Here is an 11,359-nt window from a genome sequence, read left to right as displayed (position 1 = left end):
GCTCAGTACAAGTCGCTCGGCGAGAGGAAGTGATTTGTATCAGTAATTCCTCTACCATTAATCCACGCTTCATTTATGCCAGTATTTCACAAGCGATCGCTCGACGCTGATCAAATCACCAAGGCGTACCAACACACCAACCAAAAGTGTTTGCACCACTCGCGGAATACCGACGAGAACTATATCAGCTTTTTTCAGCAATAAGGCAAAGTACAGTAAATTAGTCGGCATTCCTTCGTGGTTCACTTTGCCATCAATTGCTAAACCATACATTGACCGGATAAACTGCTCAAATCCAGCCGCAGGTTTATTTTCACTGGTAAAGGCTACCCAATCATCAGAAGGGTTATGGAAACTGTGATGCACACCTGCGGGAACGTGCAGACTTTCTCCAGCATACAGCGTCCGGCGATTTCCCTTGTGTCCAAACTCCATTTCTAGACAACCCTGGAGAACAGTAAAAGTTTCGCTCATTTTGGTGTGGTAGTGCAGTGGACTACCTTTAGCTTTTGGCGGTAAATCAAAGCGAATTTTGCTATACCCTGCACCCGCTTCTAAGATAGTCATGCGATCGCCAGTCACAGGATTTACAATTACTTCTGGCTGTTGTTGTGTAGTTAAGATTGATGTATTCATGTGTAGAACTCCTTGTGTGGTGAGGTTTGACTACACTTCAACAATAAATTTTCTCCCCAATTCTGAATTGACAAGTCCCGCCAAGAAATTGACCAATCGCGCCATTTTTGTTATCTGTACCAACAGCACGACACTACAAAACTTTCAACTCTGTCACCTGCCACCTGTTCCCTGTAACCTCCTACACCCATGAAGGAAGCAACTTTTTCTGTTTACCTGACGCGAGGTATTGTGCAGTTTGCCGCCGCGAAATATGGAATTGATGCAGATAGCTTGTGTAAAGATGTAGGAATTGACCCGATTTTGCTGAAAATGCCAGACCAGCAAATTACAGGAAGCTTGCACAGTGCTTTATGGCGAGAGGTTATCAAGCGTACTGGTGATGAAAACTTTGCTTTACATCTAGGTGAAGCCTTTAATTTGGCAACTTTTGGGATTCTGGGTTATGTACTCGTCAACTGTCAGACCTTTGGAGAAGCTTTAGAAAAATTTTCTCGCTACACACGTCTATTCAGCCAGGGAGCATATATTCATTTTACGGTTGCTGATGGTTTGGTATTTTGTGACTGCGACATTGTACAAGATTTAAAAAATTACTTGTTAGAACAGCCGCAATATGCCATTGAAAGTACTTTTACATCACTGTTAACTGCCACAAAATTCTTAACAGGAAAACAACTTTACCTGCATACAGTTTGGTTTCAATATCCACATCCTGCTGAGACTGCGGAATATGAACGCATATTTCAAACAGGCTTACACTTTTCTATGCCAACAAATCGCATTATCTTTGATGCTAATTGCTTGAATTGGGCAGTATTATCAGCTAACTCTAACTTACTTTCGATGTTTGAACAACACGCCCAAACAATGCTCGATGCGATGAACCAAGAAGATAATTACACGCGAAGAGTTGTACAGGAGATTTTACAACAACTCAAAGCCAATCTCCCGACTCTAGAAACTGTAGCACGGAGTTTAGCTGTTAGTGTTCGTCAGTTGCAGCGAGAATTACAAACTGAAGGCACATCTTATCAAGAACTTTTAGATAATACTCGCAAAGAATTAGCCCTACGACATTTAAAAAATCCCGCTACACCAATTCAGGATGTGGCATTTTTACTAGGTTTTTCCGAACCGAGTGCCTTTAACCGTGCTTTTAAAAAATGGACGGGGCAAACTCCGAGAAATTATCGCTTATCCTATTGTTGAGATGAAGTGCGATCGCCCAACAGACGTATTACAATTGTATTTTGTATAATACAAGCATTATATGAGTGACGATTTTTCATTACGGAGTTGTGACCTCGATAAACTCAACTCTATGACTAAATATCCCAGCATTCCGACTTATCACACACTGGGAGACAAAGGCGCATTGTTGGAAGAAACCGTCATTTTTGATGGTGAAGTAATTTTGACAGAAAAAGTCGATGGCACAAACTCGCGGATAATTTTGCTACCTGATGGTAACTTTGTTTTAGGCAGTCGAGAAGAGCTGTTATAAAGGGTAGAGCCGAAGGTATTGTAGCAAGAACTATTTCGCGGGGTGCGATCGCTAAATTGCGTTTTGAAGATTACGAACGTCATACTAAACGCCGCAATTGATGGAAATAATATACTAAAAACAAACTCCACACCTGATTAAGTAATGACTGCTTCACCCTCCAAAGTTATGACGCTCGCAGAATTCCTCAAACTACCTGAAATTGATGATTCTCCGGCGTGGGAGTACGTGGATGGAGTTGTCATACAAAAGCCAATGCCAAAAACGCGACACTCTATCTTACAAAAACGGTTGTTAATTGAAGTTGATAGTCATAGTGATGATTACACTGCACTACCAGAACTGCGATGTACTTTTGCGGGACGCTCTGTTGTACCAGATATTGCTGTCATTGCGTGGAATCGCATTCCTGTGAATGAACTAGGAGAACCAGAGGATAATTTTACACAAGCGCCTGATTGGACAATTGAAATTCTTTCGCCTGAGCAGAAAGTCACCCGTGTGATTGACAATATTCTGCACTGTCTCAAGCATGGTTGTCAGCTTGGCTGGATGCTTGATCCCGATGATTATTCTGTGCTGGTTTTTGCACCAGGGAAAGAGTTGGAAGTTTGTCGAGGCGATCGCATTCTGTCTATACTAGCAGGTGTGAATTCCACACTCACAGCCGCGCAAATTTTTGCGTGGTTGCAAGTTATGAAACGATAATTAAGATTTACGTACAAATAACGAATAAAGATAGACATATAAGCAGTAAGTCAGTATATATAAACTATAAAAAATATTTTTATACTACACTCTCTGCTTAACTACGTCTAAAATTTTTAACCAAAAATGACAATTATCAAATCATTGCAAAAACGCAATCTTTATCGTTTTGAGCCAATTGCATATTTATTACTAGAAAAATTTCAACTTTCTCCCTTGGCATTTGGGCTATTAGGTATTTTGATTGGTAGTAGCATTTATTTAATTACTGCTTGGATCAGTAATACATTGTGGTTGCCAAAGGGGCAAGTAGGACTACTGCAAGATATATTGCCTTGGATATGGTTATTATTAATTAATCCAGTTGTTCTGGGATATTATTTATGGAGTTTTCAGGCTATAGATTTTGTAATTCAAGAATTAGAAGAATCTGATGTTTTAGAAATTGACGAATCAGAAATTCAAGCTATCAATCAAATTTCATTCAATGCTTATAAATCTAAATGGCGTATCTTTTTAGCTCTTATTAGTGGTATTATTTTTAGTCTTTTTGTTTTTGGTACACGCTTCAAATTACAAAATAGTTGGACAAGCTCACATCCTCTACCAATTATAATTGTTAGTATCTCTACCTTATGCTTGGTTTACTTAGGTAGTATTTTAGTGATTAACCTGATTACGAATATCTGGATACTACATAGTATTTTAAAAAGAGCATTAGCTAGAAAGCAATTTAACGTTAATCCTCTACATCCTGACCGTTGTGGTGGGCTTCGTTCTCTGAGTGATTATGCAATTAAAACTGCGTATTTAGCTGCCGTTTTAGGTCTGATGGTTGGCTTTATTGAATACCAGTTTCTCACGCGAGGCACTGGACAAAATTTATGGTTTGTTCACTTAATTATTCCACTAGATATTTTATTATCTATTGTCTGTTTCTTCGGCCCTTTAGTAGCTGCTCACAGGGGTATGAATAAAGCAAAAGAAGAACTACTGCATGAAATTGCGCGGCAGTTTCAAGCTGATTATGCCCAGATTCATTCTAGTCTGACGGGTAATGCCGAAACTCTGAAACAGGGTACGGAAAAAATTAGAAACCTACGAGCTTTTTACGCCTTAACTGACAAATTTCCAGTTTGGCCTTTTGATGTTCAGACTTTTCGTCAGTTCTTGCTAACTGTTTCTGCACCATTACTACCTCTTGTAATTGGGAGCATTCAGAAATTGATCCCAATACTGCTCAAGAAATGGGGCATTAATTTTAGTTAGAAATTTATTTGTGCTACAGGCAATCAAGATTTTTCGGTGAGCAAGACAAGCTGATCTAATTGATACTGCATTTTACTCACAACCAATTCGTAGCATTCATCAACGTAATTGCGATCGCTTGCGGCTTCCCGACCATAGCGTTCAAAGATAATCGGCGGACAAACTTGTGTATGAATCGATACGGGGAATGGAATATTTGGTAGTGGGCCAATTGCTAATCCCCAAGGCCAACCCAAGTAAATGGGAAACACCACCGGATCAATATTCAATAACCAAGGCATTCCCCATTCATGAAATTGGTTGAGAATTTTATATATATCTGCCAAGACAATCAAGGTGTCATGCGCTCCCACCGAAATCACTGGTACAATCGGTACATTTTCCCGTAGCGCCAGTTTAATAAATCCTTGTCTGCCTGCAAAATAAATTTTATTTCTTAAATAATGGGGTCGAAACACATCCTCTGCGCCACCGGGATAAACCAACACACTTGCACCAGAACGCAAAGCTGAGTATGCCATTTTAGGATGAGCTATTATAGCTCCCATTTTGGCAGCCAGTTGCGCCATTGGTGGTGTCACCTCCCAAACTCTGGGGTGCATTAAACCATATATTGGTTGTTCCACACCAAAACGCTCAAACCAGTCGTACATCATCATCAACATATCGGGGGCTGAGAGTCCGCCGTTATGAGAACCGACAAACAGGACTTTTTGCTGTGGTGAGATGTGATGCCAACCGCTTGTTTGCACCCGAAAATAGTAACGGTAGAGAAAGCCTAATAAAGGCATCATTGATTTGATGAACTGTGGATCTCGCTCATCCAAAGACCAACCGAGTTTTTTTTCCAAGGTATGTCGCTTTTGTAACATTCAAAAATCTTAACAGTATTTATAAAAGTCTGACCAGTTTATGGTTGTAAGACAAACATACCTAAATATGGAGTGATTTTAGCTCATCTTTAATTGCAGAATATTTTTAAAGGGGACGGGTAACAGGAAATAGGGAAGCAACTTCGACAGGGTATGATACGCTATCTGCGATAGGAGTGTAGAGGTACAGAAAATGACTAAGCTCAGGGTGGGATTGTTATTTGGCGGACGTTCTGGCGAACATGAAGTGTCGATTAGTTCAGCAAGAGCGATCGCTAAAGCTTTAAGTGCAGAACAAAATGCTAATAAGTACGAAATCTTGCCTTTCTACATTCAAAAAGATGGACGTTGGTTAGCTGGGGATGCGCCACAACAAGTATTAGGTTCTGGTAAGCCTTTACTAGAATCGGCAAATTCCCCAAACTCAGAACAAAGCCAACTCACCAATTCTCAAACTCAAACCCTGGAACGTTGGCAATCTCCTTCCCAAGTTGCAGAAGTGGATGTGTGGTTTCCCATTCTTCACGGCCCCAACGGGGAAGACGGCACAATTCAAGGTTTATTGACATTGATGCAAGTTCCCTTTGTGGGTTCTGGGGTGCTAGGTTCAGCACTGGGGATGGATAAGATTGCGATGAAAATGGCATTTGAGCAAGCCGGATTACCGCAAGTTAAATATAAAGCCTTAACCAGAGCGCAAATTTGGTCAAATCCTTGTATTTTCCCGAAACTTTGCGATGAAATAGAAGCCACATTGGGCTATCCTTGTTTTGTCAAACCTGCTAACTTGGGTTCATCGGTAGGTATTGCCAAAGTGCGATCGCGCTCAGAATTAGAAACTGCACTCGACCAAGCCGCCAGTTACGATCGCCGCATCATTGTAGAAGCTGGAGTAGTCGCCAGAGAAGTAGAATGTGCTGTATTAGGCAACGACCAACCCCAAGCCTCAGTTATTGGTGAAATTACCTTTGATAGCGACTTTTACGATTACGAAACTAAATACACCGAAGGTAGAGCCGATTTAGTCATTCCCGCACGACTGCCAGATGATATCAGCCGTAAAATTCAAGATATGGCTTTACAAGCTTTTGCGGCGGTTGATGCAGCAGGGTTAGCCAGGGTAGATTTTTTCTATGTAGAAGCAACCGGGGAAATCTTAATCAACGAAATTAATACCTTACCGGGTTTTACTGCTACTAGTATGTATCCTCAACTTTGGTCTCATAGCGGCGTAGCTTTTCCCGAATTGGTAGATAGATTAGTACAACTAGCTTTAGAAAGACATTCGCCTGCAAGTGCGGAGTGAATTAATGGGGAATTTTACCGTCATTGAAAGTGAGTTTGATTAACCTCTCTTTGATGCAGAGCTATGGTGTACACACAACTTTCGTTCGGTGCATCTGTCCCGCCTTGGAATAAATTCCGAGTCTCATAGCGCAAGTCCTCTGAAGAAGACTCAAATTTCTGCCAGTCCACTTAAGTGGACTTTGGCTATAAGCCTGGAACTTTAGTGTGGTGCATCTGTCCCGCCTCGGAATAAATTCCGAGTCTCATAGCGCAAGTCCTCTCAAGAGGACTCGAATAAAAATATCTGACAGTCCACTTAAGTGGACTTTGGCTATAAGCCTGGAACTTTAGTTCTAGGCGAGATGCGTTTCATACTGGGTATTTTCGACTGGTGTGTACACCGTAGCTGACGGGAAGAGGGGCTTAAAACTCATGACTAACAATCCATTTGCACAACTTGTTGGACAACAGCAAGCCATAGAATTATTGACTGAGGCTGTGAGACAAAATCGAGTTGCACCAGCTTATTTGTTTGCGGGAACAGAGGGTGTAGGCAGAAGTTTAGCAGCTCGGTGTTTTGTCGAGTTATTATTTTCTAGTACTGTTAACACACATTTGGTTGCATCGGTGCAGAATCGGGTGCGTCAAGGGAATCATCCTGATTTGTTGTGGGTACAGCCAACATATCAATATCAAGGGCAAAGATTAACAGCCGCCGAAGCAGCAGAAAAAAAACTTAAGCGCAAAGCACCGCCTTTAATTCGATTAGAACAAATTCGGGAAATTACACAGTTTCTCAGTCGTCCGGCTTTAGAAGCACCAAGAAATGTGGTGGTGTTAGAAGAAGCGCAAACAATGGCGGAACCAGCCGCGAATGCGTTATTAAAAACTTTAGAAGAACCAGGACAAGCAACGATTATTTTAATTACACCTACGCCTGAGTCGGTTTTGCCAACGTTGGTTTCGCGCTGTCAAAAGATTCCTTTTTATTGCTTGGACAGTGCAGCGTTAAGTCAAGTATTGCAGCAAACAAATCATCAAGAAATTTTGCAACATCCGGCTGTGTTGAGTATAGCGGCTGGCAGTCCGGGAAATGCGATCGCCTGTTATGAACAATTACAAGTTATCCCCTCTGAATTACTCTCACACCTCACCGCCGCCCCAAAATCTGCCCGCCATGCTTTAGAACTAGCTAAAACAATTGACAAAGATTTAGATACAGAATCACAACTATGGTTAATTGATTACCTACAACATTCTTATTGGCAAAAGTGGCATCAACCAGGAGTTATTAATCAGCTAGAACAGGCACGCAAGGCACTTTTAGTTTACGCCCAACCGCGTTTAGTTTGGGAATGCACTTTATTATCTGTACATCAACAATGCAATGTATAGAAGTAATACCAATTCGCAATTTGCAATTTGCAATTAATAAATTTAGCTCCAGTAAGACTTTTCTGATTTATATCTGTCGCATTCTTCTTTCAAATTGCTATAACTGTGAATAAAGTTTCAATCCCTAATAGGGATTAGTTTGAATTGCAATCCAACATGATTCCTGATATGCGTCAGGCATTCATGTTTCAATCCCTAATAGGGATTAGTTTGAATTGCAATTTCACTTGAAAAACCTCAAAGCAAAAGCTCAAATTGAAGTTTCAATCCCTAATAGGGATTAGTTTGAATTGCAATTTGACATCAAAGACCCCATACTTGGTATCGTCAAGGAGTTTCAATCCCTAATAGGGATTAGTTTGAATTGCAATTTAACAGCCGCATTAGGAAATGACACCCAAGGTACGTTTCAATCCCTAATAGGGATTAGTTTGAATTGCAATGTCGAAAATGCCACGATAGTATATGCCATCATCCCGTTTCAATCCCTAATAGGGATTAGTTTGAATTGCAATGTAAAAGCAATGATGCAAATCAGTCAGAGTTCAAGTTTCAATCCCTAATAGGGATTAGTTTGAATTGCAATCTCACTTAATGTAAGTTTAAATATCTCATTTGTTTCTGTTTCAATCCCTAATAGGGATTAGTTTGAATTGCAATATTAGTGGTATCATTGTGTTATAATCTTAGAAGATATGTTTCAATCCCTAATAGGGATTAGTTTGAATTGCAATGTCCTACATTAGTAAGTAAAAAGGTTATCAAAGTGTTTCAATCCCTAATAGGGATTAGTTTGAATTGCAATCGCTTCTGTCCAATCAAGTTTTCGAGCTTCATTGTTTCAATCCCTAATAGGGATTAGTTTGAATTGCAATAGCGGGAGGCAGAAAGTCTTGTGCTATGAAGTTTTCAAGGTTCAGTTTCGCGGATGGGTTGATTATAACACCCAATAATGTCAATTGATTGACACTGAATCTCTGAAACCTATACTGTATAAGGTGCGCGGATGATTTTAATTTATTTTTTCGGCAAAACCTGATGCTGAAAGGAATACAGCCATTTTGGTGAAACCCTAATTTTTTACACCTACTCATTCGCGCATTTGAGGAAATTCAGTTCTTACTTTTAACTTTTGCCTTTTTCCTTTTTCCTTGTTGTACTAGTTAATCAAATTTTCTAATGCTGTTTGCAAGTCTTTGGTTAAATTACTGGCTGCTTGTCTGGCTGCTTGACGGTTGTTTTGGGACTTTTCCCAGCGTTCGGTAACAGAAATTGGTTCACCGACGGTAATTTTTACTTGGCGCAAACCTAAACGCGGTCTTCCGGGTAATGTGGAGTTTTGAATCCGCGTCAGCATATCATACATTAATAATGCAGTCTCAGCGAAGCGATCGCTAGTCGGTTGTTCTTTGAGATAGTTTTCGGTAATGGCGACAAAACTTTCGACTATTCTCATGTGCTGCATTCGTAAGTCCGCTTCTTCGGCAATCCAATCAGCCAGCCCGCGTTTCAAGGGTGGTAGGCTATTAATATCAGGAATGTCGTCTCGATAAATATAATTCCAACCAGCTTCTTCTAAACGCCGACACCTATCAATAAAGTTTCCCTGGGCGGGAACATCAAAATATTGTTCGGCAATTTTTAAACCAGTATCTAATAAACGATGCAGTCGAGTAATAAATGGTTGATTTGGAATTTGGGGTAAGTCTTGATGATAAAAGCGGCGATAAAATTCTTCCATTTCGGTGATGAGATGTTCACCCAGACGACAAATGCGTTGATGATAAATTTCGCCTGGGTTGTCAATTTGCGACGGCGAAATTGACTGGACTGTTAAACCGCTATCTGCTTCTAATTTACTTAATAACCAATTTATTTTTGCCCAAGGTGGCTGGACGTAACGATATTGAATAGCAACTGGTACTATAAATACTGTTTCAGGGCGATCGCTTTTTTGCAAGTCTTCCACACACCAAAAGCCTAATTGCGCTACACCCGGTTCTAACGGACTAACGATGCCACTATGACCATTTGTACCACCTTCAGGTGCAACAGCGATCGGTATTTTCCCATTCGCAAATAAATCTCGTGCTGTTTGAATAGCCAGCCTGTCAACTCGTTTCCCCCGCCGCACAGGAACACCACCCACACGAGAAAATAACCAACCCAGCCAGTTTCCCGCCCATAAAGTCATTCCTCGTTCATAAATAAAGTGACTATGAATCGGTTCTTGTAAGTTAATATGATGCTGACGTGCTGCTTTGGGAACCAAGCGTGACAGCAGATACAACATACATAAGGGATCTTCGACTTCTGGGTGACGAAATGCTATCAAAAAGCGGATTTTGCCGGCTTGGAATTGTTGATAAAGTTCGGCTAATATCTCTGCATTCTCCGCTTCGATTTTAACCACACCAGCCGTTAACCAAGGTCGAGTCCGAAACCGCAAGATAAATGGCAAGCACCACCGCATCATCTGGAGTATTAGCGGGTTAAAATTTTGGGGAATAAATTTTAGTGGTGGTTGAGTGGAGTGGATTGATTTAGGCAAGCTGTTCTCCAGATGATATTTGTTGCGATTGTACAATATGGACTTTAGGTTGTGTCTTGGGCGATCGCATAAATCTTTACCAACCCCAACCTAGTAGTTCACCAACCGAACATTGCCGTGTAGACTTAGCAGGGGTGCAGGGGGCAGGGTGCAAGGGAGAGAATCTTTCCCCTCTGCTCCCTGCTCCCTGCTCCGAAGCTTGCCACCACGCAAAGTTATCTTGGCAGACTACTGGAACTCACACTCAACAGCCGTGAAGCCTTATGTCTAAAAAACCGTCTCCCAGTTTTCCATTCAACAGCAGTCCCCACTCAGATAAATGGCAAGAAAGAACTAATCAAGTAGCTTATCGCTTCAACCGCCAATATCAAAACCAAACTTTTGAATTACCAGCAGAAGTACAAGCTTTGCCAATATACCAAGAATGGCAAGCAGGTATTTTAGCAGGGAGGGCTGTTTCTCCGTTTTGGGAAATTGCTCAACCGCAGAAAAATCAACATTGTTTAGATATTGGTTGTGGTGTCAGTTTTTTGATTTATCCTTGGCGTGATTGGCAGGCATTTTTCTATGGCCAAGAAATTAGTAACATCGCACGAGATACGCTTAATTCTCGCGGTTCTCAGCTAAACTCCAAACTATTCAAAGGTGTAGAGTTGGGTGGAGCGCATCGTTTAAATTATGCCTTAAATCAATTTGATTTAGCGATCGCCACCGGCTTTAGTTGCTATTATCCCCTGGAATACTGGAATATTGTTTTAGGAGAAGTTCAACGAGTTTTAAAATCTGGGGGACATTTTGTCTTTGATATTCTCAACCCCCAACAACCTCTAGCGGAAGACTGGGCGGTGTTAGAAACTTATTTAGGTGCAGAAGTATTTTTAGAACCTCTAGCCGAGTGGGAAAAAATCATCAAAGCCGCCGGGGGTAAACTAGTTGCACAGCAATCAGGCGAATTATTTGAATTATATAAAGTAAAGTTTTAAAGTGCTGAGTCACGTACACTGAGCGTTCGCGCAGCGTCTCCGTCAGGAGAAGTCGAAGTGTACGTGCTGAGAGGGGGGAGACAAGGTAGAGGGGGTAGACAAGATAGAAGTAGAAAGATTGCTTCAGTGTCTCCCGTGTCCCCCGTGTCTC

Annotated in this window: 10 protein-coding genes and 1 CRISPR repeat array; of the genes, 7 read left to right on the top strand and 3 right to left on the bottom strand. The window is 41.1% G+C overall.

Annotation, left to right across the window (positions count from 1 at the left end):
- Positions 1-69: 69 nt before the first annotated feature.
- Positions 70-636, bottom strand: a complete 567-nt coding sequence (locus H6G28_RS12385; RefSeq protein WP_242054547.1) for a cupin domain-containing protein — start codon at positions 634-636, stop codon at positions 70-72.
- Positions 637-825: 189 nt separating this feature from the next.
- On the opposite strand from H6G28_RS12385, the gene H6G28_RS12380 reads away from it, so the two are divergent.
- The 4 genes from H6G28_RS12380 to H6G28_RS12365 all read left to right on the top strand — a co-directional run bounded on the left by H6G28_RS12380 (position 826) and on the right by H6G28_RS12365 (position 4,120).
- A complete protein-coding gene (locus H6G28_RS12380; protein ID WP_190671051.1) occupies positions 826-1,848 on the top strand; it encodes an AraC family transcriptional regulator in 1,023 nt (340 codons plus the stop codon).
- A gap of 61 nt (positions 1,849-1,909) precedes the next feature.
- The gene (locus tag H6G28_RS12375) at positions 1,910-2,143 is read left to right on the top strand and encodes an RNA ligase family protein (protein ID WP_199332833.1); all 234 of its coding nucleotides are present in this window, start codon (positions 1,910-1,912) and stop codon (positions 2,141-2,143) included.
- Positions 2,144-2,311: 168 nt separating this feature from the next.
- Complete coding sequence (locus H6G28_RS12370) at positions 2,312-2,851, top strand: Uma2 family endonuclease (protein WP_313949909.1); 540 nt, start codon at positions 2,312-2,314, stop codon at positions 2,849-2,851.
- Between the two features lie 126 nt (positions 2,852-2,977).
- Positions 2,978-4,120, top strand: a complete 1,143-nt coding sequence (locus H6G28_RS12365) for a hypothetical protein (RefSeq protein ID WP_190671047.1) — start codon at positions 2,978-2,980, stop codon at positions 4,118-4,120.
- A gap of 23 nt (positions 4,121-4,143) precedes the next feature.
- On the opposite strand, the gene H6G28_RS12360 is transcribed toward H6G28_RS12365, so the two are convergent.
- Positions 4,144-4,992, bottom strand: a complete 849-nt coding sequence (locus H6G28_RS12360; RefSeq protein WP_190671046.1) for a lysophospholipid acyltransferase family protein — start codon at positions 4,990-4,992, stop codon at positions 4,144-4,146.
- 193 nt (positions 4,993-5,185) lie between these two features.
- On the opposite strand from H6G28_RS12360, the gene H6G28_RS12355 reads away from it, so the two are divergent.
- Positions 5,186-6,298 (top strand): D-alanine--D-alanine ligase family protein, encoded by a 1,113-nt coding sequence (locus tag H6G28_RS12355; protein WP_190671044.1) that lies wholly within the window; start codon positions 5,186-5,188, stop codon positions 6,296-6,298.
- A gap of 413 nt (positions 6,299-6,711) precedes the next feature.
- Entirely contained in the window at positions 6,712-7,674 is a 963-nt protein-coding gene (gene holB / locus H6G28_RS12350) for a DNA polymerase III subunit delta' (RefSeq protein ID WP_190671041.1), read from the top strand.
- A gap of 114 nt (positions 7,675-7,788) precedes the next feature.
- Positions 7,789-8,549: direct repeats of the CRISPR family, unit length 37 nt; unit sequence GTTTCAATCCCTAATAGGGATTAGTTTGAATTGCAAT.
- 284 nt (positions 8,550-8,833) lie between these two features.
- Here holB and H6G28_RS12345 read toward each other — a convergent pair.
- On the bottom strand, positions 8,834-10,225 hold the full coding sequence (locus H6G28_RS12345; protein ID WP_190671039.1) for a lysophospholipid acyltransferase family protein: 1,392 nt from the start codon (positions 10,223-10,225) through the stop codon (positions 8,834-8,836).
- A 263-nt stretch (positions 10,226-10,488) separates the two neighbouring features.
- Between H6G28_RS12345 and H6G28_RS12340 the strand changes: the two genes are divergently transcribed.
- Positions 10,489-11,208 (top strand): class I SAM-dependent methyltransferase, encoded by a 720-nt coding sequence (locus H6G28_RS12340; protein WP_190671037.1) that lies wholly within the window; start codon positions 10,489-10,491, stop codon positions 11,206-11,208.
- Positions 11,209-11,359: the final 151 nt, after the last annotated feature.

The organism is Nostoc sp. FACHB-190 (assembly GCF_014696905.1).
GTDB lineage: Bacteria > Cyanobacteriota > Cyanobacteriia > Cyanobacteriales > Nostocaceae > Nostoc_B.
The sequence above is the reverse complement of the archived record's forward strand: the minus strand, read 5'-3'. Positions and strand labels throughout refer to the sequence as shown.

Excerpts from the sequence above, each read along its gene's own strand:
- H6G28_RS12355 (WP_190671044.1), top strand. The coding sequence starts at position 5,186 with ATGACTAAGCTCAGGGTGGGATTGTTATTTGGCGGACGTTCTGGCGAA.
- holB (WP_190671041.1), top strand. The coding sequence starts at position 6,712 with ATGACTAACAATCCATTTGCACAACTTGTTGGACAACAGCAAGCCATA.
- H6G28_RS12340 (WP_190671037.1), top strand. The coding sequence starts at position 10,489 with ATGTCTAAAAAACCGTCTCCCAGTTTTCCATTCAACAGCAGTCCCCAC.
- H6G28_RS12375 (WP_199332833.1), top strand. The coding sequence starts at position 1,910 with ATGAGTGACGATTTTTCATTACGGAGTTGTGACCTCGATAAACTCAAC.
- H6G28_RS12385 (WP_242054547.1), bottom strand. The coding sequence starts at position 636 with ATGAATACATCAATCTTAACTACACAACAACAGCCAGAAGTAATTGTA.
- H6G28_RS12360 (WP_190671046.1), bottom strand. The coding sequence starts at position 4,992 with ATGTTACAAAAGCGACATACCTTGGAAAAAAAACTCGGTTGGTCTTTG.
- H6G28_RS12380 (WP_190671051.1), top strand. The coding sequence starts at position 826 with ATGAAGGAAGCAACTTTTTCTGTTTACCTGACGCGAGGTATTGTGCAG.
- H6G28_RS12365 (WP_190671047.1), top strand. The coding sequence starts at position 2,978 with ATGACAATTATCAAATCATTGCAAAAACGCAATCTTTATCGTTTTGAG.
- H6G28_RS12370 (WP_313949909.1), top strand. The coding sequence starts at position 2,312 with ATGACGCTCGCAGAATTCCTCAAACTACCTGAAATTGATGATTCTCCG.